Annotated in this window: 23 protein-coding genes; 6 read left to right on the top strand and 17 right to left on the bottom strand. The window is 39.6% G+C overall.

The genetic code is table 11. The annotated features are described in order from the left end of the window. Position 1 precedes the first annotated feature (1 nt). The 13 genes from FFM77_RS08505 to FFM77_RS08460 all read right to left on the bottom strand — a co-directional run bounded on the left by FFM77_RS08505 (position 2) and on the right by FFM77_RS08460 (position 16,729). Positions 2–1,228 (bottom strand): glycosyltransferase, encoded by a 1,227-nt coding sequence (locus FFM77_RS08505; protein WP_137635346.1) that lies wholly within the window; start codon positions 1,226–1,228, stop codon positions 2–4. A gap of 144 nt (positions 1,229–1,372) precedes the next feature. After that, a complete protein-coding gene (locus FFM77_RS13990; protein WP_171001587.1) occupies positions 1,373–1,537 on the bottom strand; it encodes a hypothetical protein in 165 nt (54 codons plus the stop codon). A gap of 597 nt (positions 1,538–2,134) precedes the next feature. Then, positions 2,135–3,514, bottom strand: coding sequence for a bacteriocin secretion accessory protein (locus FFM77_RS08500; protein WP_137635345.1), 1,380 nt, complete (start codon positions 3,512–3,514; stop codon positions 2,135–2,137). Positions 3,515–3,525: 11 nt separating this feature from the next. Continuing rightward, complete coding sequence (locus tag FFM77_RS08495) at positions 3,526–5,676, bottom strand: peptide cleavage/export ABC transporter (RefSeq protein ID WP_137635344.1); 2,151 nt, start codon at positions 5,674–5,676, stop codon at positions 3,526–3,528. Between the two features lie 16 nt (positions 5,677–5,692). Then, a complete protein-coding gene (locus tag FFM77_RS08490) occupies positions 5,693–6,448 on the bottom strand; it encodes a response regulator transcription factor (RefSeq protein WP_137635343.1) in 756 nt (251 codons plus the stop codon). Positions 6,449–6,452: 4 nt separating this feature from the next. Further along, entirely contained in the window at positions 6,453–7,796 is a 1,344-nt protein-coding gene (locus FFM77_RS08485; RefSeq protein WP_137635342.1) for a sensor histidine kinase, read from the bottom strand. A 16-nt stretch (positions 7,797–7,812) separates the two neighbouring features. Next, positions 7,813–7,977 (bottom strand): hypothetical protein, encoded by a 165-nt coding sequence (locus FFM77_RS13985; RefSeq protein ID WP_171001586.1) that lies wholly within the window; start codon positions 7,975–7,977, stop codon positions 7,813–7,815. Positions 7,978–8,843: 866 nt separating this feature from the next. Continuing rightward, a complete protein-coding gene (locus FFM77_RS13980; RefSeq protein WP_171001585.1) occupies positions 8,844–8,999 on the bottom strand; it encodes a hypothetical protein in 156 nt (51 codons plus the stop codon). A gap of 36 nt (positions 9,000–9,035) precedes the next feature. Beyond that, complete coding sequence (locus FFM77_RS08480; protein WP_137635341.1) at positions 9,036–9,194, bottom strand: class IIb bacteriocin, lactobin A/cerein 7B family; 159 nt, start codon at positions 9,192–9,194, stop codon at positions 9,036–9,038. A 193-nt stretch (positions 9,195–9,387) separates the two neighbouring features. Beyond that, positions 9,388–10,047, bottom strand: a complete 660-nt coding sequence (locus tag FFM77_RS08475) for an ABC transporter ATP-binding protein (protein ID WP_137635340.1) — start codon at positions 10,045–10,047, stop codon at positions 9,388–9,390. 9 nt (positions 10,048–10,056) lie between these two features. Beyond that, positions 10,057–11,535 carry an ABC transporter permease gene (locus tag FFM77_RS08470; RefSeq protein ID WP_137635339.1) on the bottom strand — a complete coding sequence of 493 codons (1,479 nt, stop codon included), beginning with the start codon at positions 11,533–11,535 and terminating at the stop codon, positions 10,057–10,059. Between the two features lie 330 nt (positions 11,536–11,865). Then, positions 11,866–12,426, bottom strand: a complete 561-nt coding sequence (locus tag FFM77_RS08465) for a DNA-3-methyladenine glycosylase I (protein ID WP_137635338.1) — start codon at positions 12,424–12,426, stop codon at positions 11,866–11,868. Positions 12,427–12,538: 112 nt separating this feature from the next. Continuing rightward, entirely contained in the window at positions 12,539–16,729 is a 4,191-nt protein-coding gene (locus tag FFM77_RS08460) for an MMPL family transporter (RefSeq protein WP_137635337.1), read from the bottom strand. A 181-nt stretch (positions 16,730–16,910) separates the two neighbouring features. Between FFM77_RS08460 and FFM77_RS08455 the strand changes: the two genes are divergently transcribed. Beyond that, positions 16,911–17,495: a TetR/AcrR family transcriptional regulator gene (locus tag FFM77_RS08455; RefSeq protein WP_137635336.1), complete on the top strand. Its 585-nt coding sequence runs from the start codon at positions 16,911–16,913 to the stop codon at positions 17,493–17,495. 506 nt (positions 17,496–18,001) lie between these two features. On the opposite strand, the gene FFM77_RS08450 is transcribed toward FFM77_RS08455, so the two are convergent. From FFM77_RS08450 to FFM77_RS08440, 3 genes are all read right to left on the bottom strand, one after another. After that, positions 18,002–18,685, bottom strand: coding sequence for a GTP pyrophosphokinase (locus FFM77_RS08450; protein ID WP_137635335.1), 684 nt, complete (start codon positions 18,683–18,685; stop codon positions 18,002–18,004). A gap of 49 nt (positions 18,686–18,734) precedes the next feature. After that, positions 18,735–19,022: a hypothetical protein gene (locus FFM77_RS08445; RefSeq protein WP_137635334.1), complete on the bottom strand. Its 288-nt coding sequence runs from the start codon at positions 19,020–19,022 to the stop codon at positions 18,735–18,737. Positions 19,023–19,233: 211 nt separating this feature from the next. After that, the gene (locus FFM77_RS08440) at positions 19,234–20,628 is read right to left on the bottom strand and encodes an FAD-binding oxidoreductase (RefSeq protein ID WP_137635333.1); all 1,395 of its coding nucleotides are present in this window, start codon (positions 20,626–20,628) and stop codon (positions 19,234–19,236) included. Positions 20,629–20,856: 228 nt separating this feature from the next. On the opposite strand from FFM77_RS08440, the gene FFM77_RS08435 reads away from it, so the two are divergent. Then, positions 20,857–21,891, top strand: coding sequence for an LCP family protein (locus tag FFM77_RS08435; protein WP_137635332.1), 1,035 nt, complete (start codon positions 20,857–20,859; stop codon positions 21,889–21,891). Between the two features lie 164 nt (positions 21,892–22,055). Here the strand turns inward: FFM77_RS08435 and FFM77_RS08430 are convergent, their stop codons facing one another. Continuing rightward, entirely contained in the window at positions 22,056–22,325 is a 270-nt protein-coding gene (locus tag FFM77_RS08430; protein WP_137635331.1) for a hypothetical protein, read from the bottom strand. A 231-nt stretch (positions 22,326–22,556) separates the two neighbouring features. On the opposite strand from FFM77_RS08430, the gene FFM77_RS08425 reads away from it, so the two are divergent. The 4 genes from FFM77_RS08425 (at position 22,557) to FFM77_RS08410 (ending at position 25,941) form a co-directional block, all read left to right on the top strand. Further along, complete coding sequence (locus FFM77_RS08425) at positions 22,557–22,868, top strand: hypothetical protein (protein ID WP_137635330.1); 312 nt, start codon at positions 22,557–22,559, stop codon at positions 22,866–22,868. Between the two features lie 574 nt (positions 22,869–23,442). Continuing rightward, positions 23,443–24,144: a response regulator transcription factor gene (locus tag FFM77_RS08420; RefSeq protein WP_137635329.1), complete on the top strand. Its 702-nt coding sequence runs from the start codon at positions 23,443–23,445 to the stop codon at positions 24,142–24,144. Then, a complete protein-coding gene (locus tag FFM77_RS08415) occupies positions 24,134–25,519 on the top strand; it encodes a sensor histidine kinase (protein WP_137635328.1) in 1,386 nt (461 codons plus the stop codon). The genes FFM77_RS08420 and FFM77_RS08415 overlap by 11 nt, the downstream gene beginning before the upstream one ends. Positions 25,520–25,689: 170 nt before the next feature. Further along, positions 25,690–25,941, top strand: coding sequence for a hypothetical protein (locus tag FFM77_RS08410; RefSeq protein WP_137635327.1), 252 nt, complete (start codon positions 25,690–25,692; stop codon positions 25,939–25,941). The last annotated feature ends 13 nt before the right edge of the window (positions 25,942–25,954 follow it).

The following is a 25,954-nucleotide window of genomic DNA, read 5'->3' as shown; positions in this document are numbered from 1 at the left end:
TTTACTTGAATAATTTAGCTTCATTAGAAAGTCCATCTTTAATGAAACTATCATCTATTGCTTCATATATTTCTTTTGCCTGATCATACTTTCCCATATGAATAAGCAATCGGACAACAACCGCATTCAATGCTTCTTCGTTACCTTCCGACTCATTATCAATTACCTCATCACTAGTATTATTTGTAAATTCAATAATTTGTTTTAGCCTTTTTTCACTTTTATTTTCAATATTCGAAAAAAATATTGTAGCTTCTAAGACTTGAAAGAAAACAGCATATGGATAAATTTTTCTAGCAATTTTGATGTACTTCTCAGTCTTATCTATATCCTTAATAAAAAACATTTCCAAACAAAGTCGTTCCAATAAATCATTCAAATAAACTCCTTGCTTAAGATTATATTCATCTAAGTCTAAATTTGCATTTTTTAAAATGCACTTTTTTAATAACTGAATATAGCTCTCTCGGCTAATAAAACCACACTTCAAAAATTGTGGTGTAATTAATGAAACCCAGCGCGGATTATCTGGTTCATCCTTCAAATTTTTTGCCAGAAGTCGTACATATCTTTCATCTTTATTGAATTTTTTGTATTCATTTTTTGTTAATCCAACATTCATAACTTGCATATCAGTATCAATTTTTAATAAAGATGTTTGCTTTTTACTTCTTGGTTCTTCATGTACATGACCGTAATAATATAAAGTCTTAGTTTTTTTGATAAATCTCTCTGGACGAACAAATGCATTCCGTGAAGGTTGTATTTGCTTTACAGTACAAGCCTTATCTACATTTGGATAATCAATATCCATTTTATATAAAAAGGCACGTAACTCAGTAGCAGAGCATTTGGTTATTAACGATTCATCAGAATCTATAAAAAGGACCCATGAATTATTAGAAACAAATTTCAAGCATTGATTTCTCATCTCCCCGTAGTTCTCTTTCCATGACAATTTTTTTCTAATAACATCAGGGAATGTATTCGCTACCTTAGATATTGTAGAATCCGTTGAACCCGTGTCTACTACAATAACTGAATCACAAAATGGAACAATTGAGTCAATTGTTCTAACAATATTTTCTTCTTGGTTTTTCACCATAATTAATCCAGTTATACTCAATCTTTTAATATCCTGATTATCTTTTCTGAATTCTATGTACTCAGCACTTTCTTGCTTTTTAAATTTAATCAAATTCATACACCATGTCCAAAGCTTGAACATGATTCACCTCCAATTTTCAAAAAAAGATAGTGAAGAATTAATAACACAGATTAATCCACCACTACCTATATAATTAAAGCAACAATACTAACCCTAACTTAGGACTAAGTCTTTTAATTTAAAAACATTCTTTATAAACATATATTATGGACGACCTGGTGATACAGCTTCCGCAATATTGCCAATACCAGTTAGAAATGTAAACCACCCTGAGCGACTGCTCTTTTTCTTTTTTCCGCCTTGAATAGTTTGTAAATCATGGTTATCTAATTTAGTTCCGAGGCTTGAAATACTTTCTAAACTCTTCATAAATATTGCTTCCTTTGTATAAAAGACTACCCCATATATTCATAAAAATAGATCTTGTTGTCCAACTAATTGCCATCTTTATAAATTAAATTGGGTAAATGTTTTTGCCATAGCTTGTTTAAGTTGCGCTACCTAAACTTCTATGAACTTTGTAACGTTTCAACTGTAAGAGCTCCTTACACCGTAAGTATACCTCGAGACTTTATCTATTATTTAGATAAAATATTAACGTGCTATATCTACCTATTAACGTCTTTCCTAAATCAATTAAATAGTCATTGTCACAGTTTATTCACGAAAATCAGTTAAGCACCTTAAATCGTTGGATACTAAAATTCTGGACTGTTGTGCCTATTAAATACAAAAGAACCTCCAATGTTCGTTTAAAAATAAACAATACAATACAAGTGTCAATATGTCGGATTAGTACTTATTAAAGAACTTGTAGCTAAAATTGACTTCAACAACATGATTCAGCAACTATTGCACATCCAAAAGACGGCAAGTAGAAATCTGCTGGTATCAATTGCCATTTTCGGCTGGCATTTTGTTGGTATAGTGTGTAGAGCGACAATAAAATAGCGAAAGAAAATTTCACTATTTATTTTTATTAAATAACACGTTCTTGTAATATCCCCAAATTGTAGTTTTACCAGTAATAATTGAAACTGATCCCATCATTCCATACTTTAACAAATATCTATCTGTGGAATCAATCTTAGCTTTAGCAGTCACCAAATAATAATTCCCTTTGTTGAAATTAGTTGGTGAAATGCCTATTTTATTAATTTTCCCAGTCAAAACAATAGGTTTAGTAACATTTCTAGCGACTTTAAATCGTATATCTTGTTCTAGCCTAACTGACGAGATATCAGTCGAAGGAATATATGCTGCAATCTTTACTTCTTTTTGATTTTTTAATACTGGATAAATTTGTGCAATTGTTGACCCAGTACCCACATATTTTTCGCCAACATATTGACTGTCAACATGTAAAATACCACTTTTACTTGCCTTAACTACGTATAAATGAGAATCAGATTGCAGTTTTTTTAAATCTGTTTTTACCGTACCCAGATTTTGTTCTACTTTTACTAAATTAGTTGCTACAGTAGTTAGTTGATCATCTTGTAAAGTCAGTAACTTAGTCTTATTTGACGAAACGTCATATTTAGTCCTATCAAAATCTTTTAATTCCGTTAACTGAATTTTAGCAGATGCAAGTGAATCTTTTTGCGTGTCTATTTGTGATTGCAAATCTTCTAAAAATGATACTTTTAAACTATTCTTTTCTTGCTTTAGCTTAATATTCTTTAGCTTCGCTTGATATTCTTGATATAAGTAACTGTATTTTCGATCATTACCATATTTATTTCCACTTTTTACTGCTGCATAGATATGCTGATAGCTTTGCAGCCTACTTTCACCACGATCAACAACATTGCTTTCTGTGTTGATCAATTCTGATTGTTTAGATTTATCACTCAAAGATTTTTTAGTAAGCATTCTATTTTCTGTCAAATAAACTCGACGCTGATTTAAATAGCTTCTTAAAATAGCACGATAACCGAACTTATCATCTTTAGTAAAAGTATCTCGATTATTTGAAATACTATCTTTCAAGCGTTTCAATGCAACTACCTGATTTTTTAATTGTTTTCCTTGTGCTTTAGCCTGACCTAATTCACTTCTATTGCCAACATTACTATAGGTTAATAACCTCTGTCCTTTGTGTACATATTTTCCTTCTGCCAAATAGTCATGTTTAATTTCACTATTTACAGTCGTCTGTACATCAGGGACATTACCTACTGCCGCAATCTCTCCATTACCAGTAATAACATTTTCTCGTTTGCCAAAAAGAGAAAATAGTAACAAACAAAATAGTAGTATCACAGTTGGTATAATAATTATTGTTGAAAAATTATTATACCGTGCTGAATAGAATTCACTACTCTCCAAAAAATGTTTATCCATATCAGCTACCCCTAACTATTTATCAGGTTATAATAGTAACCCTTTTCTTGCAGTAGCTCATCATGTGAACCCCGTTCAACAATCTTTCCGTCATGTAAAACGATAATATTATCAGTTCTTTTAGCAATAGCTAAACGATGTGCTATAAAGATAATTGTTTTAAATCTTAATCCTACAAGGTTATCAATTAATTGTTTCTCAGTAATCGCATCTAAACCACTAGTTGATTCATCAAATATCAAAACCTTTGCAGGTGACAATAATGCTCTGGCAATAGTTATTCGTTGCTTTTGTCCACCCGATAAAGTGCTCCCATTTTCATCCAAAGTAGTTGCCATTTGCATGGGCATCTTAGATATGTCACTTGCAATCAAAGAAATACGACATGCGTCTTGAATATCATCTTCAGTAACATTTTCACGACTTCCTAAGCGCAAATTATCTTCAATTGTACCTGAAAAAATATAGGGATCTTGAGGTACATAATTGATAAATGTTCGCAAAACATGCTTATCAATATTCTTTATTGAATGGCTATTTAAAAAAACCTCTCCCTTACTGGGTTCAAAAAAATCAACAAATAATTTTACCAAGGTCGATTTACCAGAACCACTCATCCCCACTATTGTTAATTTTTCATTTGGCCTTATTACTAAGCTGATATCTTTAAGAATATCATTGCCGTAACCATAACGATAGAAGACGTGCTCAACTTCAATACTGCCATCTAATTGTTCTATCTTTTTATAAGGCCTATTTTCTTTAAATTCGCTCTCAACCAAATAAACCTCATTTAACCGATTATTCGCGACTTGAGCACTTTGTAATTTTGGTTGTAAATTAATAATACTTTGCAATGGGCTAACAAAATAGCCCAATAGAGCATTATATGTCATCAATTGACCAATAGATAATTGACTATGAATTACTAAGCGAGAACCAACTAGCAATATCACGACACTCAAAACCAATTGAATAAATGTTTTTAAACTTTGCTGCAATGTATCAGATTTAGTATATGCCAAACTCTTTTTTAGCAAATCAACAAACTCTGTATCAATCTTTCCGTAGCGTACACTTTCACTATTCAATGATTTTATAGTTTCGATTCCTCTAATGTCCTCAATAATTGCAGAGCTTACTTTCGCATTACTTTCCATTTCTTTTTGATTTAACCGTTCGAAGGCCTTAGAGAAGGCAAGAATAATAACAATATAAATTGGTAATGAAGCGATTGTTACTAGAAATAGGATCATATTTTGAATTGCTAATATAGTACCCACTATAATCACGATTGCAACATCCAAAAATATCGAGATAACCGTACTTGCCAAAGCGTCAATAATTTTACTAGCATCCGAAAACCTTGAAACAATTTCACCAGTCTTTCGAGTAGCAAAAAAATCCATTGGTAATTCGAAAACATGCCGAATATAACCTAAAATAATATCAATTGATAATCTTTGACCCAAAATAGCTAGTAAAAAATCTTGAGCATAGCTAAAAATAGACTGAAAAGCATAAAACACTATCAAACCAAGTGCAACAGTTGTCAATGTATTTTGCATGTTATTGGGAATATATGTATCAATAACAGCTTGTAAAAAATAAGAACCTGCGATACTAATAATTGTGATCAGCAAAGCAGCTAATACAATATTAATAACCAGTTGCCGCTGTTGCAACAAGCTCGGCAAGAAATCAAATAAAGAATTTTTATTTTGCTTAACCGGTTTATAAGTGGGTTGTGGAACTAAAAAAATAGCAACTCCTGACCATTCAGATTCAAATTTAGTTTTCGTCATCTTCACAACTCCAACCGTTGAATCTGGGTCAGCAATTACCAATGAATTATTTTTAATTTTTAATATAACGTAATAATGTGGCAATTCTCCATTTTTAATAACATGAACAATAAAGGGCAGTGGTAAATCTTTAGTCTCAAACAAACTCATGTCTGACTGAACCGCTTTAGTTTCAAAATCTAATTTCTGTGCCGCTCTAACTAAACCCAGTGCAGTAGTCCCTTCCATATCTGTTCTAGCAAGCCTTCTAAGATATGCAAGCGAGACGGCCGATTTATACTGTTTTAATATCATTGATAGTGCCGCAACTCCACAATCCATTTCGTCAACCTGCGAAACATAGTTTCTATAATACATTTATTTTCCCCTTAGATTATGCCCCACGCTGTTTTAACATTTTCACTAATTCTCTTGATTTTCGAAAAGAAACTTTACAACTAATCTCGTTATTTAGCAGCAACACTTTTGTTTTAGACTCATAATTACTAATATATTCTGGATTTATTAAAAAACTTTTATCACACCGAAATAAATTGGGATATTCCTTCTCAAACTGATTCAGATTGCCAGGGAATTCTGCCTCACGCTTAAGACCTGAAGCAATAACAGTTAATTGTCCTGGAGTTAATTTATTTGTTTTTACTAAGATAACTTTTTCCATTGGAATCGAGAAAAACCGGCTACCGATTTTATAGTTAAAAAGAAGTTTTTCCTGATAAGCCGTTTTCTGTTGTTGATGTTGAACATTAATAATATCGGTGCTAATTTTAGTTTGTATTTTCTCTAGCGTATTCTCCTTCAAAATATAGTCTAATGGTGCCACTCGACGTTCTAATGTTAAAAATGAGAGTTCCTCATGTGTTGTTATAAAAACAATCTGTGCTAACGGTAATTGCTCACGTACTCTTGTTGCAGCCTTTAATCCAGCAGTGGTATCACCATTGATTTCCATGTCCAAAAAGAACATACCGATCTTTATATTTTTAATTTCATTTAGTAATTCTTCAACATTATCTGTTGCCAATACCAGTTCCATCGAAAAATTATTAATAACGATAGTATTGTTGACGATCTCAGAATATTGTTCTTGCTGATTCAAATTGTCTTCTAACAAGTAAACTGGAAACATTTATTTACTCTCCTCTAATAATTAGCGTCATTCGTACCTTTTCAACTGGTGTCTCAATATCCAAGAATAGATTTTCATGTTTGGCAACTAACGTTTTAACGTTGGTAAGCCCTAGTCCCCGGTTAGAGCCCTTAGTTGAATAACCAATCTCAAAAATTTTATCTAAGTTAAATGAACTATCAATCATATTTTCAATTGAAATTTCATAAGTATCGTCAACATGATTAAATGCAACCGTAACTAGATGATCCGGCATTTTTTCCGCCTGATCAATTGCATTATCTAATAAATTACCAATAATTCTGACAACAAGTACTAAATCCTGCTGTAATTTAAACTTATGTTCTGAAACTTCTAGCTTTAAAGCAACTTCATGTCTTCTGGCATCAAAAAATTTTTGAACGACCAATCCACGAAGTGCCTCGTTGTCTAGATACTGAACCTGCACTATTTTTGCATCATCAAGATCAGTTTCCGGCATTGATTCCTTTGCCAGTTCTTTCAAATATTTTTTAGATTCACCAGATGATTGACTGCTCCCCTTAGAATTAAGACCTAAGACCAAGTTTCGATAATCATGTTTAAACTTTCTTAGTTCTAAGTACTGCTGCTCAACACTTTTTAGATACTCAGTCAATTGTTCATTTTGTGCTTTTTCATTTTTCATCGCCTGTTCTTGCATGTACGTTTTTATAATAAGAATCATCTGCCAACTCATTAATCCAAGCATTAGCATAAAAGTTAATAATAATGCCATCTGAATGGTAGCCGTAATCCCCTCAAAATTGCTTATTAACAATAATGTTTCAATAGAACCGAATAAAACAATTAACATCAAAAAGAGCCGGCTATCAATATTAAGTTGATGAGCTCGCTCTATCACAATACGGTAATTATTTTTGTACATACTTACTACGCCAATCAATATAATCCCCAAACTATACGCAATAGCAATCTCCAGCATAGTAAATGCATCACCATACTTAGCAATGCTAGCCAAACGATGAACCTTTTCTACGTGAAAGATAATTATACGACTTACATACGCAGAAAAGGTAAACAACAAAACTTGTATCGAAATTAGTAACAACAGAATATCAAGCCTCGTAAAATTAATTTTAAGCTTTTTTTGGTTTATTAACTCAGCCATGTAAAAACTCACAAAAAGCAGAACAAAAATACCGTCTTCTATCAAACAACCAATCGGAGCTAAAATTGCACTAATTAAAATAGATTTACACAAAAAGTGCCAATCAAATTTATCTAATACAATTGAATAACCCAATAGGACTCCCCAAGTCAAGAAAAATATTTGCCCTAATCCATCTGCTAAGCTGATGCTCGTCATTAAAATCACCAAATCACTATTTAAAGTATTTTTTTAGGAATTTAATAGCATTTTTATGGATGACTGAACCAATTGCCAAAGAAGTAATCGGTGCCTTACCACCAACTACTTGTCGTAATTCGGTGTCATTTAAACTATGAATTCCTTTAACGTTTTTCAAAAACATTTCCTTCTTCATCATAACCAACTCCTTACTTAATTTCTACTTTTAATATAGCATAATCAGTAAAGCGTGACTTTCTTTTATATTAAAGTACTCTTTTTTCATATTAACGTACTTATCTAATGAAAAAACTATCGAAAATTCAACTTTACGGCCTTTTTTAATTATCAGAAACTAGTTATGTAACAGACTAATACTGAAAGTGTGTTTTCAAACAGTGTACAAGAATCATGCCCTTTAGAGAGACATGTGGTGTGAAGTATCTACTTATCATGGTAACCCTATTTTTTCTCTGTTGATTGGCACTGGAATTACTTTTTCTTTAACTGGATAAAATCAAAAATTTAAGTAAAATAAATACTAAAGTCAAAACTTGTAACGTTAGATCTACCCAATTTAAAGGATTTCTATTACGAGTGTCTACAAAAAAAGTGAAATGTAACATGGTTGTATTGATCACTACTAGACAAAGGATAGCTAAAATTATTATTCTATCTGTTAAGAGTCCTGTAATTAATATAAGTAATGAGCAACCAAATAATGCTAGTTGTCTTTTATTAATTTGATAATAAGTTTGTTCCATCATAATTACCTCGGTGAATTTTTTTCTCTTTTTTGGAAAAGGGAATTAAAGAAAAGACCAACCATAACAATAATGGAAAGCCATGATGCATTAGAAAAAGTTCGGTGCATAAAAAAGTCTGCTATCAATCCTATCATTGTTAATAGTCCTAGCCAAAAAGACAATGATTTATAAAACTGGGTATTAAATTTCATATATAATCATATTCCTTTCTATATAGTCAAAAACGAATGCGACTAAGAGAAGAACCGCATTCGCTCTTTACAATAAAATCAATTATTATGTGTATTATACTTAGCTGTTACTTCTTTTTATTGTAGTGATTCATGCCACTTTTGAATCCTTTCCAAATATCGCCAGCTTCGCCAAGTAACCAATAGGCAAAACCGGAACCTTTTCCCCCCGTGATTGTAGCTAAACGACTATCGGCAAGATTTTTAGAATGAATATTTTTCATAATTGTTCCTCCCTAGAAAATTTCAAAGACAAAATTTTAACCATTAATTGGTGACTTATGGATTTTAGAGGCCGTTTTCCCATAGTAATGAACCACACCTGCTAATAAGTGACCAATAGCAACTCCAACAGCAGTACCCCCAGTAACATTGGTTAATTCAGTGTCTTTTAGTTCTTTAAACATAATCTTATCCATAAACTTTTCCTCCTTTTTTATTCTGTTCTAACGGAACAATACTTAGTTTAGGCCCTTTTTTATAAAATATTGCAAAAAACATTTTAACGTATTGTTATTATTAATTAACGTTAATTTCATAGTATTAAAGTGTTTGAAAACAAAAAGCACCTCAACAACCGCGTAACCGGTCATCAAGATGCTTCCCTAATGCTTAACCTTCTAAGACAAATTCATGTTTCGCCAACCGATACGAGTGGTCACAAGCTTTCGCGACATCGGACTCATGGGTGACAATAATCACACATTTATGTTGGTCATGGGCAATCTTCTGGAACTGCTCAATCACATATTTAGTGTTTTCCTCATCCAAATTACCGGTTGGTTCATCGGCAACGACTAACTTAGCGTCGCAAACCATCGTGCACGCAATCGCCACGCGTTGCTGCTGCCCACCGGATAACTTTTGCACATTTTTAGTCATCTGTTCATCCGTAATACCAAGCTTACACAGCATCGTGGTCGCAAAAGCTTTATCACCACGATGACTAGAGTCAGTCACTGCCATCGCGGTTAACAAGTTATTCAACGGCGACATATAATTGAACAGATTATACGATTGAAAGACAATCGCCACGTGCGATTTTCGATAACTGGTCAAGCCAATTTTATTGATTGGTTCGCCATTCAGTTCAATCTGACCAGCACGAGGCTTATCTAGACCTGCTAGTAATGACAAGAACGTTGTCTTCCCGGAACCACTTTGACCGACAATTGCATACGATGTTCCAGATTTAAATTCGAGATTGACGTGCTCGAACAGGCTATTTTCCTGGCGATCATACCAGTAGCCTAAATCAGTTGTTTTTAACATACTATCCTCCTAATCAATCAACACTTTCTTCGGCTGCAATCTTAGAATGCCACCGGAGGCTAACATGATCGACAAGAACATGATTGCCAATCCGAAACCACCGAGTTCAACTAAGTTGAGGACGGTGACACTCACATCCAATTCCGCTTGCTTTTGCGTGCTCGTCCCACTAGTACTGCTACCAGGAGCACCACCGTTCATATTACCGCTAGGCTTACGATTGCCACTTGGCGCACTACCACCGCCACCAGGTTGTCCACCTTGCGTCTGTGTTGCCGTACTGCTAGTTGTCGCCGTGGTCGTTTGTTGCGACACTAATTGTTGACCCAACTGATTGCCAACAAACTTGCCACCGACACCAGCAATCGCAATCGAAACGACTAAGACCATTACCATCTCAACGAAGAACTGCGCCACAATCTTCCAGCGTGCTTCACCGAGGGATAGTAAGACGCCAATCTCATAACGCCGTTCACGAATCATCAAGATCACAATTAATGCTAAAATGATTGTCCCGGCAATGGCGACTAACCAAACGATCTTATCGGCAAATGACTTGACGTTATCCATCGAGGCTTTCACCGTTTGATAACTGCTATCATTCGTCGTTAACGAATATTTAGACGTATTGATCAGCTTTTTACCCGCCGTCTTCACGGTGCTAACTTTGGCTGGATTCGACACCTTAAATGTCACCGAATCAGCGGTGTTCTTATACTTCGACCCTTTGACCGTATTCGCAAACGTATAAGACGTATAGACATTATTCGATGGGTCCGTGGCACCAGGGCCTTGTTGCGTGCTCGTACTAGACGAGGCTTTATAAATTCCGACAATGGTCATCGTATAGGTCTTCTTCGTCCCAGTCGTGGCCTTCAACTTGATTGAATCGCCCACACTCAAGTTATCCTGTTTGGCCAGTTCACTTTCGATGACGACATGATTGGTTCCTTCATCACTAGTCGTAATTCCGCGGCCTTTCGTCATCTTGCTGGACTTTTCTTCAAAGGCTGACGTCGAACTCGTCGACGTGACCCCTAAGATAGCAATATCACCAGAACCGCTAGTGCTGCCACCTTTCATGCCCATGCCACCATTAGTCGCACTATTCCCAGATGTCGAAATAGCATCGAAACCGGTCGCATTCGCTGAAGTCGATACGGTGGCACTGTAACTAGAAATGTTGCTAAGTTGCGCGATCTGCTTGGCATCACTTAACTTGACTGGTGACGTGGTTAGCTTCGGTCGACTCGTCTTACTGGTCGATGAACGACTGCGCATCTGCTTGAACGCTGCGGCCCGATTAGCTGACAGCGTGACAGTGGCACCAACACTTCGTTTGGCATTACTCGTCGCACTATCCGCGGCATTCCGAATCAGTAGACCGGCTAACACAAACAACATGATGGCTGACGTAACCAGAATTAATAAAATTGACCGGCCTTTCTTCGCCGTCAAATTAAGCCATGCCCGTTTGAAAAAATTCACGGCTTGACCCTCCTTAAAAATAAGTATTCGTCCTGCTGTATGCTGAACACTTCTCAACATACCGAATAAAAATAGCCAAAATGTGACCTTCCTAGGACCTTTCAATGGTAAGCCAGCGACTATTTTAGATAAGGTCGGCCTAACCCTCGGATGAACGGGGTTCAGCGCACAAAAAGGCACCAAACGTGATCACGGCGTTTGGTGCCTTAAGGACTTGATTATTTAATGCTGGTTGGTTTATTTAACCCAAAGTTTTTCACAGCTCAACTGTTTACAACTAAATAATTAAAAAAGTTGCCGTCAATTGACTTAACGACAACTTTTAACGGATTACCCTTGATTTTCTGGTGCAAAATCACAATCCCATTGATGATCATTAATCAGGCCGGCCCCTTGTAAGAAGGAATAGATCGTGGTGGGACCGACAAATTTAAAGCCCATTTTTTTCAGCGCTTTAGAGACTTGTTTAGCCAAATCATTAGTCGCTGGCATTTCAGCGGCGTGTGACCAAGCTTGCCGGATTGGCTGATTGTCGACAAAAGCCCATAACCAGTCGCTAAAAGTTGATCCAGCTGGCCAATTTTGTAAGACCTGCGCATTATTAATTGTCGCCATTAGCTTTTGCCGGTGGCGAATAATCCGAGCATCCCCTAATAAGCGATCAACATCCGCTTCGGTCATGGCCGCGACCTGAGCAATATCATAATGATAGAAGTCATCTTCAAAGGCCGCCCGTTTGTTTAAAACTGTCTGCCAACTAAGCCCGGCTTGATACGTTTCCAAGCAGAGTAATTCAAATAATTTTTGGTCGTCATGTTGTGGCCGACCCCATTCTCGGTCATGATAAGCTTGCATTAACGGATTATCACTGACCCATTCGCAGCGTTGCATTCCGCCACTTCCTTTCACAAAAAAACGGCGCCCGCTAGCAACGTCATCAACCTTGCTAACCGGCACCGCCAGTATGTTAACAGTAACATACCTGCTAACACTTATTTAACTTTTAGTTTCGTTTCCGCGTCGTTTGCTTTTCAGCTGTTTCTTCATTCTCCATCCGATCCGTTAACGGGTAAGTTAAACGAATCAAACTTGGAATGATAATCGGAATCGCAAAGACTAAGATAATTAACCCAATAATCACGACCATTGCCACTTGAATCAAGGTCAAGACCCCTGATGGCATCAAGGCGGCAAAAGTCCCGCTCAAGATCAAGGCCGCTGATAAGACAACTGCCCCAATCACAGCCGCAGCCCGGACGATCCGGGTACTTGGCGTAGCTGCTGAATTATCGAATTCACGATACTTCATCATCAAGAAGATACTGTAATCGACCCCTAGGGCAATCAACATGATAAAGCCGAAGAACGGTGTGTTCCAAGTTAACATGCTTTGACCTAAGAACCAGTTACTCAACATCCGCGTAATACTTAAGGACATGATGTAAGCTAACAACAATGTGCCTAAGATGTAGAACGGTTGTAAGACCGAACGCGTAATGAACATCAAGGCAATTAAGATCCCGACTAACATAATCGCAGCCGTCCGGACAAAGTCACTGGAGGCAATTGCTTGAGTATCATTCGTTTCTGACGTTTGACCACCAATCGCAATCTTAGCGCCATCTAATGACGTCCCTTTCAAGGTATTCTTCGCTTGCGTTTGAATCGCAGCTACCCGGTTCATTGCAGCCTTCGAACTTGGATTATCATTTAAGACAATCGTCAATTTCGTGGCATGATTATTACCAGACATGTAAGCATCCAACGCTGGCTTGTAAGACTTCCCTTTCAAGACACTGTTTGGTACGTAGTAAGTCTTCGCTGCATCAGAGTTCTTCACACCAGTTAAGTAACTATTGGCAGATTTAACCCCAGTGTTAACTTTCTTCGTCCCAGCACTAGCTGAAGCCAAGCCCTTTTGCAAGGTCGACATTTGACCGACTAAGCTTTGGAGCGTGGTGTACATGGTTTGGTTACCAGTAGCTAATTGAGCCGCACCAGCTGTTAATTGATCAGAGTTAGCAGCTAACTTGTTCGTCCCAGCTGCCAATGCACTTACACCACTGACCAAAGTTGGCACTTGCGCTTTCAAGCTGTTCATCCCAGTTGAAACTTGAGAAGCCCCGCTTGATAACTTGCTGACCCCATTAACTAGTGCTGGTACTTGTGCATTTAATGCGCTTGTACCACTAGCCAATTGACCAGAACCGCTCTTTAAAGCACTTGAGTTATTAACTAGCTTATTAGTCCCACCAGCTAATGCACTAATGGCACTCGTCAAGGTTGGTACTTGCGAACTCAATTGGTTAACACCACTATTTAAGCTTGAAGCCCCGTTATTTAACTTATTAGCACCAGACGCTGCACTAGCAACACCATTCGTGTATTGCGTCATTTGTGAAGCCAAGCTACTTGATCCAGATTGTAGTTTTGACAAGCCGTCTGTAACTTGTGTCGATCCACTCACTAGACCAGTTTGTGTTGAAGTTCCAGCTAAGGCTGCTTCAACTTGTTGCATACCAATGACAGCCTCTTGTAACTTACCAACTGCCTCAATTGAAGCATTATTTACTGCAATTGACCCCTGGGCTAAAGCACTCACATTAGATAGCTCACTACCCAATGTATTCAACTTTTCAGCCGCCGTTGTTAAACTAGTCAATTGTGTTTGTAAATCACCCAATGCTTTCAAACCAGCTGCTGCATTCGTTGTTGAGGAGGCTGCTCGTGTTGTGGCCGTAGAAGAAGCATTACTACCATTTTGTGCATTAACCTGTGCAGTTACCGCAGAACTGATAGCAGCTTTTTCCTCTGAAGTTGCAGAAGAACCAGCCGCTGCAATAGCTGCTGACGCAACTGGTGCTGCATTCACGCTAGTACTCTTAGTAGTTGTATTACCATTATTAGCATCAGCTTGAGAAGCACTTTCTAGAGCGCTTTTGATAGTTTCCATATCAGTTGACATTCCGGATTGGGCGTTCTTCATGCTATCAGAAACACCACTTATTGAAGAAGCACCAGAATTATTACCAGAAGCATCAACTAGGCTCTGCATCTTTGAATTAACATCATTTAATTTAGTAGTTAATTCCACTAGCTTTGAAGTATCTGCTGAACCGGTTGCCGCCTTAACTTGGGTTTCTAACTGACTTAAACCACTAGAAACCTGTGAAGCACCACTTTGAAGTTGTGACACACTATCACTCATAGTTGCGGTCCCAGACGTAATAGCTGACTTTTTACTATTTAAAGTATCCAAGCCAGAAGTTAACGACTGCGTACCATTGAATAATGTGCTAGTGCCACTAGACAACGCACTAATACCGGAAGTTAATGAACTCGTCTTACTATTTAAAGTATTCAACCCTTTATTAACAGTGTAAACACCATTCGTATAGGTCACAATCCCGGTGTTCAGTGAATTGGCACCCGTCGCTAATTGACTCGCGCCACTAGCTAAAGTACCCGTTTTACCATTTAAAGTACTTAGTCCCGAGCTAACTTGACCAGCGCCACTAGCTAACTTATTAACACCGCTTGATAAAGAGCCAGTGCTATTATTCAGCTTGTTCACACCCTTATTAACGGTGTAAACACCATTCGTATAAGTGACCAAGCCTTTATCCAAGCCCTTTGCTCCGGTTGCAAGCTTCTTAGCACCACTCACACCAGAAGACATATCTGAGCTCTTCAACTTCTTGTTCGCACTATCCAAGCCATCACCGATCTTAGTTAAGCCGCTACCAGCTGTCTTCATCCCGCTGGTAACGGTGCCTAATTGGCTCTTCAAGTATAAGTCACTGACTTCAGCGCCACCTGGTTGGGTAACGGAAGCCACCGTCTTGACACCCTTAACTTGTTGCAATTGCTTGGTTAAGCTGTCGATGACTTTTAAATCTTTTTCGTTATTCAAGGCGTGATCCGTCTTGATATATAACGTTGATGGTTCCGCCGTCCCTTTGGAGAAATGCTTTTGAACGACTTTGAATCCTTGCTTAGCGGGAATCGTATCATTTAATTCCGCTAACGTATCATAATTTAATTGATTGTTATAGGTTAAGACAAATGGCAATGAGACCCCTAAGATGACCACTAAGGCAATCAATGGGTAGCGAACCGAGCTGGCTGCTAGTCCATGCCACATCTTGCTGGTACTACCGCCCGCAAACTTCTTGCTTGGCCAGAACAATTTCGGTCCTAGTAAAGCCATGAAGAATGGGTTCAAGGTTAACAACACCATCAATAAGATCGCCACCGCGACGGCAACACCGACCGCGGAACGATAGATTGAAAAGTTAGCTAACCCTAACGCGGAGAACCCGATTAATAGCGAGGTCCCACTAAAGATAATGGTCCGGCCAGCAATCTTTAACGCTCGCCCAGTCGCGGCGACCGGACTATCGCCATGACTGAGTTCTTCTTTGAACTGATCAAACAGTAAGATGTTATAATCGGTCCCAATCCCGAAGAGGACCACGACCATAAAGACTTGGGTAAAGTTCGATAGCGGGAAGTTAAACTTATCCACTAAATTCATCACAATACTTAATGAGATGATAAACGATAATCCAACTGAGAATAACGATACTAACGGCGTAATCGGTGACCGGAACACTAAGGTCAACACGATAAAGATAAAGATAACCGTAATAATTTCGGTCTTCTGAATCCCCGCTTCGGTTTCCTGGGTAAAGTCATCATTTAAGATATCGCTCCCAGTAATATAAGTCTTCACGCCGGTAGTTTTCGCACCAGCTGTGATATTTTTCGTCATATTTTCAACGGTCTGATTCTTACCAACCATTAACTGTAGTAATTCCGTTGATTTATCTTTAGAAACCAATTGTTTCTTCGCGGTAGCGCTATCGCTCGCAGCGGTCATTGATTTCACATGATATTTCGACTTTTCAACCTTAAAGCGTTGGATCGTCCCATCGATCTCGGCTTTTTGATTGTCAGTTAACGGCGAGTCGCCATTGCTGAAGACCACGACCACTTGGCGGGTGTTATTTTGATTCCGCCCCCAATGATCTTGGATGACTTGTGCAACTTGACTCTTCGCACTGCTTGGCAGTTGCGTTTGGCCCTTATCGCGGACCAACTGGCTGACGTTTGGCAACATGACAATGGCCGCTACCATTACCACTAGCCAAACGATCGCCTGAATTATAAAGCGTCTACGGCTCCCTTTCAATCTGTATCCCTTCCCTAAATCAGATTCTTAAAACGACATCGTGACATTTAATCAACAATGTGTTTAAATAATAACAACATGTTAAATGAAAATGAATGAAACTTCAACCAACAATTTTCATAAATTCGTCATTAATTAAACAGTTAACAGCGAATTGTTCAAACAATGAGGTGAAAACAAAGTGGTAGGAACAAAAAATAATCGCCGGTCCCAAATGACCGAACGGCTGATTCAAGATAGTCTGATTGAATTACTACATACGCAGACCATTAATGAAATCACCGTGACCGCCATTTGCAAGGCCGCTGACATCAATCGGGGAACGTTTTACGCGCACTATGACGATGTCAAAGACTGTATGCATACTATGGAACAAGATGCGACAAAGGAACTGCTCGCAGTGATTGATGCCCATACCCATCCGAACTCACTACGCGCGATCTTAACCGGTATCTTTGAGATTGTTAAGAAGCGCCATGCCGTAACCTCCTTTATTCTGACAACGGATCAGGACTTTCTCATGCATTTCATTGCCACCACTAAGCGTGAAATTTTAGAACATAATCAAGCCCAAATTGGTAATGTCGGCGTCCGTGAAGGTCAATATATGTTTGAATATTACCTGAACGGCATTGTCGGCGTCGTTCGTTATTGGCTAAAGACCGACTTGCAAGAGTCGCCGGAAGAATTAGCCAATTTTATTAATGATTGGTGGTATCGTGGTAAGCCTTTAAAAGATATCTCTGACTTTCCACCTGAAGCTTAACCATCACACAACTTCCCAGCGAAAACCTTCATTTAATATCATTACGCTTGGTGCTAGTTGACCTAAGCGCGAGTGGTCTGCTCAGACTTAGGCCAAGGCCAGTTTTGAGGACCGTCTTTTGGCTTCAAAATGGCCCATGGCGTTCCAGCGTTTTAGGAACCAACCGGCAGGCGGCAATTTCAACTAGCACCAAGCGCAATATCATTCTGTTAATCTTTAAATAATTGATATTGTCATAAACGGAAGTAACCATTAAGTATGTTAATAGGTAATAACCCCTGCATCAATAAAAATATCATGACAGCGCTGATAGTGAAAGTATTTGACCTTCAAATCAATATTTTGCTTAAAAATGGGCGCTAATCACCGGTATGGGTCAGTTTGCAGAAACGTGACTTGTTATTAATCTAACAGACCCAGGTTTATTGAGATTTGATTACCATCAATTTTGAATATCAAAAAACAACGTTAGCCGGCCAAATCGGCCATGCTAACGCTGTTTCTTTCTAATGGGTATCAGTTTTTTGATCATACATACGTTCTTTAATATCGTCCATTTCTTGATCCAGTTGCGTGATCAAGCGGGCCTTCTTCGTCAACGACCGTTGCAAGGCCACTTGGTTGGGCACATTCTTCTTGTAATTCAATTCATGCTCCAACGAGGCCCAGAAGTTCATCGCAATCGTGCGAATCTGCAACTCGACTTCAACAATATTAGGCCCATCAACCGTATAGACCGGCACCCCAATAATCAGATGCAAGCTTTGATAGCCATTAGGTTTCGGATGATTGATATAATCCTTAACCCGCAAGACTTTCAAATCAGCCTGAGTGGCCAATAAGTCTTCAACCGTTTTAACATCACTCAGAAAGCGGACGATCAGGCGAATACCGGCAATATCATGTAAATTATGAAACATCGCATCTAGCGTCAATGGCAAATGCTTCCGTTGTAGCTTACCGATAATACTTTCCGGCGCCTTAATCCGCGACTGCTTACTGTCGATTAACGCATAACCGTATCGTAATTCATATTCTTGACTAATATAATCTAACTTATCCAAAACCAATTTCATCGCTACTTCATAGCGCAGCGAATAAGCTTTCAGTTGATCAACCGCTTGCAGCAACTCCGGTGGGGCTGGCAGGAATTGATCCGCCTGATCAGCTTGAGAATTTGCTTTACTCACTAAATTTCGCACTCCAATGGCTGAACTTGCGCGCTTAATACTTCATTGATTACTGAATGGTGATTAGCCAGTCGCGCATAATCTGGTCATAATCAACCTGATAAGGCTCACCACCAGCTAAATAACCTAAACTACCGGCAACATCTTTGAAATCACTCGGAATTAGGCCGTGTCCTTCCAAAACATGTAAATGACCAGCGACCTTGCGATCCTCCAAGAAGTGTTCAAAACGTTGCCAAAAACGCTCAAAACTGGCAAAATCAACGACATCAAAAATCTCGTTACGTAACACCTCAGCATCGAACTCCAGCCGAATGTTAGCACTTTTTGGTGTCAAATAATCTCCTCCTCTATCACATGTCATCCCGTATTTAATCCTAATGATAGCGATAATCGTCATTGGGCGCAACTATTAACCAACCGGGTCTAATCCAGTTGCCATTTTAAGCCATCAGTACCGATGCTATCGTAGCTATCTGGACCAGCGTTAAACGTCCCATCTAAACCGACAAACACTTCAGGATGATTGGACTGGTTCTGATCGTTTATTAATTAATTTTCCGTTTAGGATTTAATAGGTTCATCGGGTCAAATAAGGCTTTAATTTGATGTTGCAATTGATCGACATCTTCACCCAATTCAGCATTATTCCATTGATTCTTCAGCATACCGACAGCGTGTTCACCCGAAATCGTCCCACCAAGTTCGAGAGTCTTATGGAACATTTCTTGCAAAGCAATAATCACATTTTCTGGAACTTCCGTCACATCTTTTGGCCAGATCAATGTAGGATGCACATTACCATCACCAGCATGCCCGGCGGTATAGATCTTAACATCCAACCGCTTGCCTAAGTCTTGAATGTAGTCCATCAATGGGGCTAATTGTGACAATGGCACCGCCATATCTTCCATAATATGGTTTTGCCCGGCAAAGACAGCTGGCAACATATCTTGACGTAACTTTTCAAGCTGAGCTTGTTCAGTTGGATCCGTCGTAATCGTCACATTACCCGCTTGCTGGTCATCCAAGAGTTGCTTGACGACGTTCATGCTGGCCTCGCCACCGTTGTCCAACTTAAAGATCAACATTGCCCCATTATTATCGGCATAATGGGTCTTTTCATAACGATCCAAAGCAATCACGGTATTCCCGTCCAAGGCTTCCAACATAGTTGGATAAACCCCAGAGATACGAATTGCAGTAACCGCTTTCGCTAAGGCCGTCATACTATCAAAGAAAGCGACTCCCATCACTGGTGTTCCTAATGGAATTGGCATTATTTTGACGGTCACTTCAGTAATGATGCCTAACGTTCCTTCTGATCCAACCATGAGTTGCGTCAGATCATACCCAAAGGCTTGCTTCAACGTCCGGCCGCCCAATTTAATCTCGCGCCCATCAGCCAACACAACTTTCACACCAAGCACGTTATCTTTAGTCGCACCATACTTAACGGTACTCATCCCACCGGCATTAGTCGCGACATTCCCACCAATCCCGGACATTGGCTTTGAACCTGGATCTGGGGCATAAAACATCCCTTGTTTACGTGCTTCACGGTCTAAATCACCATTAACGACCCCTGGTTCTACGACCGCGATAGAATCTTCTTTGCTAATTTCTAAGATACGATTCATCTTAGCAGTCGATAAAATAAAGCACCCGGCAATCCCATCGGAACCAATAACGGTACTCGTGGTTTGCGATTGTGGCACAACGGCAATATGGTATTTACGGGCAATTTTTAAAGTCCCCTGAATGTCCTTGGTTGATTGCGCTTCGATGTAAGCTAACGCTAAGCCACTATCATCGTCACTTAATCTCTTGCTAAACGAAAACTGCTGCAAAGTAGCCGCATCAGTTAAGACCTGACCGTCCGTTACTTCGGCGTTTAAGTCATCTAAAACTTGCTGATCTGAAAATGCTTTAAAAATTGTCAATTTCAAAACCTCACTTTTTGTCAGTTAACTACTCATTCAGTATAGGCCAAATGAAAGCGTAACCCTACCAATAAACCCTAAATCTTAAACAAGTATTTAGACAGTTACTTATCCAAGCAGTATAACTGGTATTTATTTTTTTGATTAACTACACTTAATTTTAGTATTTTTCAATGACCCATTTTATCGCTATCCTAGTGATTAGGATCAAAAAGAGGGGTGCAACACATGCAACATATGGGACAATCTAAACGCCGGCCATTATTATGGGTCATGGGACTCGTCGTTGGTATTTTCGCCATCGTCGCAGGTATCATGATTCACCAGGCTAAAGCGCAATACGCCGATCAGATTTATACCGGCAGTAATATTAGCAGTACACTAAAGACATCGCAGCCAATCAGTCTGCTATTACTTGGTACTGATACCGGCGCAGATGGCCGCATTGATAAAGGCAATTCCGATACTATTATGGTCGTGACCATCAATCCACAAACGAAAAAGACGGTAATCACCAGTATTCCTAGAGATACCTTGGCACAGATGGTTGGTACCAAAACGACTAACGTCCAAAAGTTAAATGCTGCCTATAATATCGGCGGCTCAACGATGGCTAAAGCTAGTGTCGGTCGGCTACTAAACATTCCGATTGATTATTATGCCACTTTAAATATGGGCGGTTTAAAACAGATTGTAGATGCCGTGGGCGGGGTCACCATTACCAGTCCGATGAAAGTCAGTTACGATCACATTACCATCACCAAAGGTCGGCATCATTTAACCGGCAAACAGGCCTTAACTTACACCCGGATGCGTTACCAAGATCCACGCGGTGATTATGGCCGGCAATTACGACAGCAACAAGTGATGAAGGCCGTCTTGACCAAACTTGCCGCCACCAAGACCTTAACCCGTTATAATCAACTACTAGGTTCACTGAAAAACAACTTACGGACCGACTTAAGCTTCAACGATTTAGTGGCCTTAGCCACTAAAGACCGCGCGAACACCAAGCACATTCAATCACACCAAATGATTGAAACACCCGCTTGGATCAATACAAGTTCTTACCAAATCGCCAGTACGGCCAAATTGCAAGCGACCTCTGATGCCATTCGCAAACAACTAGGCCTGAAAGCTGAAACGATTAGTAATATGGAAACCAAGCTAAATGCCTTGAATACGACTTACGATGGTATCAATAACTTGAACTATGATACGAATGGCTTAGATACCATTACTTATACCGAAGCCACCAATTAAACGCCAAATTTTTACAATTAAAGATAGGGGTTCAGAAATTAGGTGTTACTTTCTGAACCCCTATCTTTAATTTTGTCCCAGGCGGTTTAACCGCTTACGCTGCCTATTCTTAAGTATCCTTACAAACTGTTTTAGCCTTATAATGTCGGCCTCAACTACTTGATTTAAGCTAAACTAACCCCATGTTGCCAATTAGCCAGTTGTGAAACCAAGCCGCCCGTATTATCATTAAATTCATATTTTTTATTTGCAATTGCCGCTTCGGCGCGTTGACGATGAATGTGTAATTCATGCATATTAAATGTCACTGTCAGTGGTTTGAAAGCTTGCGTCGACCAGATTTTAATCTGATCAGCCTGCCGTTCAACCGCGACAAAAAAATAGCGTTCGATCATCGTTTTTAAATCAATCTGTTTTAAAATACCAGTCTCCATTACCCGCATCCCCTCTCGTTCTTCTGGTTATACTATAACCGCTGAAACGCGTTTCAGGTCAAGGGAATACGCTTAGAAATAAGCTAAACTGAAACTGTAATTATTACATTTTAGTAACAGTCAATTAAAATACTAGGCTTATTAGTCAAATGGTTGTACTATATATTTGAAGGATTGTTTATGGGCTTAGGCGGTTAGCCAGGCTAATCTACACCAAAGGAGTTGCCTATTATGATCAAGACCGAATCAGTGCACCAGCAAGAATACTGTTATTTAATTGAATTAACTGGAAACCTGCAGACTGACCTGTTAGTCGCATTATCGGCCGCCGAGCAAGATTTAGGCGATTGGGAACGCGTCTATTCCGCTAAGTTACCCACCTGGCGTCTATGGACCAACGCTAACGCTGACACCGTTCGTTACGTAGTCTCTCACGTGATTGCCCGGTATTCACTACCCCAAAATGATTATTGGCTGATTCAGTACCGTGGCAATGATCATCAGCATCCTAAGATGTTGCACCCACAATTTCATACTCGTTAAATCGCTATTATTTGAAAGCAACCGATCTGATTAACTATCAGATCTTTTTTTATAGCCATCGTTTGGTACTAAAATGTCACTCTGGTTGGCCCAGAATTGGCTGGAACGTGGTGGCCACGTTTGCGAGCCAAAGATCGGTCTCGCAAGCCGGGCTTTATCTAAGCCGAAAACCACGGCTAAGATAAACGACACCACTGAGCCAATTCTGGTCTGCCCGTCGTTAACTAACGGGAATTTAAGAATTAACGATTGATTATTTTTAGTTCAGTTACTTAGCCGAGAGGTCGGATTCTAAAATAGCCGTATCGTTGACCTTAGTGCGAGTGTCTTTCCCGGACTTAGACCAAGGTCAGTTTTAAAGACCGTTTTGAGCTTCAAAATGGCCCATGGCGTTCCAGTATTTTAGAATCTAACCGGCAGCGGCAATTTCAACTAGCACCAAACGTAGCCATCGTTTATTGCTAGTTGGATTAGCTTACCACTCTGGTCAATTCAGAATGGATTTTTCACACTTACGCCATGCTTCTATGCTAAACTCAAGATAAATTTACTAATAGTAAGGACTGAGCTAACGATGAAAAAGACGATTTTAATCGTTGAAGATGAATTAAGTTTATCGGGATACCTAACTAAAGAACTCCAATTTGAAGACTTTGATGTCGTTGTCGCCAATGATGGCTTAGCCGCAATGGCGAGTTACGACCAATATAAAAATGACCTTTTATTAATTCTATTAGACTGGATGTTGCCGAAGCTTGACGGGATGGAAGTCTTGCGGCGTATTCGTAAACACGACCAAGTCCCTGTCATCATTATGACTGCCCGCGATTACATTGGTGATAAAGTGGCCGGCCTAGACAACGGCGCTGACGATTACATCACCAAACCTTTTGAGATTGAAGAATTATTAGCCCGCATTCGGGTGATTCAGCGGCGCGCTGAAAATCAAACGGAACCAAATCAAATCTACCAATTAGATGATGTCATCCTCGATACCAAAGCCCATCGCGTGACCTGTGCCGGGGCCGAAGTCCAGCTCACCCATCGTGAGTACGACTTGTTACAATTCTTCCTGGCACATCCCGATCAGGTCTTCACTCGTGATGACTTACTCGACCAAGTCTGGGGCGCCGACTTTCTCGGCCAGCAAAACGTCGTGGATGTCTATGTCGGCTACTTGCGCAGTAAAGTCGATGGTGACAGTCCCACGCCGTTAATTAAAACGGTGCGCGGGGTCGGTTATAAATTAAGGAAGTCGACTGCCAATGCCAACTAAAAATGCCGCTACTCCAACCTATGAGCAGCTCATAAATCAAGCCGTCAAGCGACTGGTTTTAATCATTACCTTAGCCATCAGTGCCATTATCTTGATTGTCGTCGGCACCCAACAAACGGTTAATACCACGCATGAAGCCCATGACTTAATGAATAGCTTGCACCAAGCCAATATTAAAGACGTGCCTAGCTTTATTCATTGGAACAATACGACAACGCGCAACTCGAAGCAACCGGCTTTTATTCGCGTCACAACCAACGATGCGACACTCACCACCACGACAAAGAATAAGCAAACCATCTTAACGTCACCATCATCAAAAGCCTTTTTTGCTAAAAATCAGACGAAATTACTAGGTAGTCTCGTCTATGTACGGGGCTTTGGTTTCTTTTTAGCCTATTCACAAAAAGACGGTCAAAATACGTACCAGCTCTGGGTCAGTCTCCGTCGTTTAATCAATAGTCTGCTGGTCTTGATTGTCTTAATCATCATCGTCATGCTGGCCACGTTAGCACTGGGAACGTGGTGGGCACACCGGTTGGCCTTGCGTTTAAGTGCCCCAACCATTGCTTTACTACACGAAACTAAGTACACCTCTAATGACCCTGAAGCTGACCAACCGACTCTGACCGTGCCAAGCAGCCCGCGTGAAATTACGGACTTAGGCCAAGCATTCAACGAACTATTAGTTGCTCAAAATCAACGGCTTCAGCACGAACGGCAATTCATTTCGGATGCCTCACACGAATTACGGACACCGATTGCCGCGATTCGTGGCAATCTCAGCTTAATTCGCCGCCGGGGTGACGCCCATCCAGAAGTGATTCCTGAATCACTAAGTTTCATTGATGAAGAATCACTGCGCATGCAACATTTAATTGAGAACTTGCTACACCTATCACGCGCAGATCGGGCCAAAATCGAACTCAGCGATCAAGACTTATCCTATCTAGTCTTGCAACTAGGTGAACATTACCAACCATCGTTAGCACCACAAGCGTTAAAGCTAGCTGTCGACCAAAATATTCATGTTAAGGGCAATGCCGAAATGCTGCAACAAATCATTGTGGCTCTGCTCGACAATGCTCACAAATACTCACCTCATGACCAGCCGATTACGTTGGGTTTGACGCAAACCAAGCAACAGATTCAACTGACAGTAGCGGACTTAGGTGAAGGGATTCCCGACGACCAAAAAGCAGCTGTTTTCCAACGCTTCTATCGCGTCGATCAATCACGCTCACAGGCCATTGAAGGTAGCGGACTCGGCCTAGCCATCGTGCAACAACTCGTTTCATTGAACCAAGCAACCATCAAAATCGTCAATAACCACCCGCAAGGTAGTATTTTTACGATTGTTTGGTCAAAAAACTAAAGCCAGCTAAACAGCACCAAAGCTTGACAAATCAAGCTTTGGTGCTGTTTTTGTCTAAAAATAAATTAGTTTCTAAGAAATTCTTATTTAACGCTTACGAAAACTCGATAGTTGCCAGCTCGTTTTGCCGGTAAACTATAGTCATTCAAGTCAAGCAAGGAGCGATGCAAATGTTATTAGATACCGATCCTAAGATTAAAAACATCACGGCCGTTCACTTGGTCAAGGTCTTCTACCCGATGGTGATCGCCCAGACCGAAGACGGCGACTACTTCCAAGTGAAGCTAAGCAACGATCAACTAAGCGATCCGCTATTCTGGGACACCGCCCGCGACTTATGCCGCAACCAACTTTGGGTGCCAATGGGGCGCAAGTTTCATCAACTACTGTCAAATGACTGGTTAATGCCAGCCACTAACTAAACCTAAAAATAAT

Origin of the sequence: Lactiplantibacillus songbeiensis (assembly GCF_005405125.1) — a bacterium.
In the GTDB taxonomy this organism is placed as follows: Bacteria; Bacillota; Bacilli; order Lactobacillales; family Lactobacillaceae; genus Lactiplantibacillus; species Lactiplantibacillus songbeiensis.
Note: the sequence above shows the minus strand (reverse complement) of the source record. Positions and strands in the feature narration are given on the sequence as shown.

What these genes read in the sequence shown, in the direction of transcription:
- FFM77_RS08505 (WP_137635346.1), bottom strand. Translation starts at nt 1,228, where the DNA reads ATGTTCAAGCTTTGGACATGGTGTATGAATTTGATTAAATTTAAAAAG.
- FFM77_RS13990 (WP_171001587.1), bottom strand. Translation starts at nt 1,537, where the DNA reads ATGAAGAGTTTAGAAAGTATTTCAAGCCTCGGAACTAAATTAGATAAC.
- FFM77_RS08500 (WP_137635345.1), bottom strand. Translation starts at nt 3,514, where the DNA reads ATGGATAAACATTTTTTGGAGAGTAGTGAATTCTATTCAGCACGGTAT.
- FFM77_RS08495 (WP_137635344.1), bottom strand. Translation starts at nt 5,676, where the DNA reads ATGTATTATAGAAACTATGTTTCGCAGGTTGACGAAATGGATTGTGGA.
- FFM77_RS08490 (WP_137635343.1), bottom strand. Translation starts at nt 6,448, where the DNA reads ATGTTTCCAGTTTACTTGTTAGAAGACAATTTGAATCAGCAAGAACAA.
- FFM77_RS08485 (WP_137635342.1), bottom strand. Translation starts at nt 7,796, where the DNA reads ATGACGAGCATCAGCTTAGCAGATGGATTAGGGCAAATATTTTTCTTG.
- FFM77_RS13985 (WP_171001586.1), bottom strand. Translation starts at nt 7,977, where the DNA reads ATGATGAAGAAGGAAATGTTTTTGAAAAACGTTAAAGGAATTCATAGT.
- FFM77_RS13980 (WP_171001585.1), bottom strand. Translation starts at nt 8,999, where the DNA reads ATGAAAAATATTCATTCTAAAAATCTTGCCGATAGTCGTTTAGCTACA.
- FFM77_RS08480 (WP_137635341.1), bottom strand. Translation starts at nt 9,194, where the DNA reads ATGGATAAGATTATGTTTAAAGAACTAAAAGACACTGAATTAACCAAT.
- FFM77_RS08475 (WP_137635340.1), bottom strand. Translation starts at nt 10,047, where the DNA reads ATGTTAAAAACAACTGATTTAGGCTACTGGTATGATCGCCAGGAAAAT.
- FFM77_RS08465 (WP_137635338.1), bottom strand. Translation starts at nt 12,426, where the DNA reads ATGCAACGCTGCGAATGGGTCAGTGATAATCCGTTAATGCAAGCTTAT.
- FFM77_RS08435 (WP_137635332.1), top strand. Translation starts at nt 20,857, where the DNA reads ATGCAACATATGGGACAATCTAAACGCCGGCCATTATTATGGGTCATG.
- FFM77_RS08430 (WP_137635331.1), bottom strand. Translation starts at nt 22,325, where the DNA reads ATGGAGACTGGTATTTTAAAACAGATTGATTTAAAAACGATGATCGAA.
- FFM77_RS08425 (WP_137635330.1), top strand. Translation starts at nt 22,557, where the DNA reads ATGATCAAGACCGAATCAGTGCACCAGCAAGAATACTGTTATTTAATT.
- FFM77_RS08420 (WP_137635329.1), top strand. Translation starts at nt 23,443, where the DNA reads ATGAAAAAGACGATTTTAATCGTTGAAGATGAATTAAGTTTATCGGGA.
- FFM77_RS08415 (WP_137635328.1), top strand. Translation starts at nt 24,134, where the DNA reads ATGCCAACTAAAAATGCCGCTACTCCAACCTATGAGCAGCTCATAAAT.
- FFM77_RS08410 (WP_137635327.1), top strand. Translation starts at nt 25,690, where the DNA reads ATGTTATTAGATACCGATCCTAAGATTAAAAACATCACGGCCGTTCAC.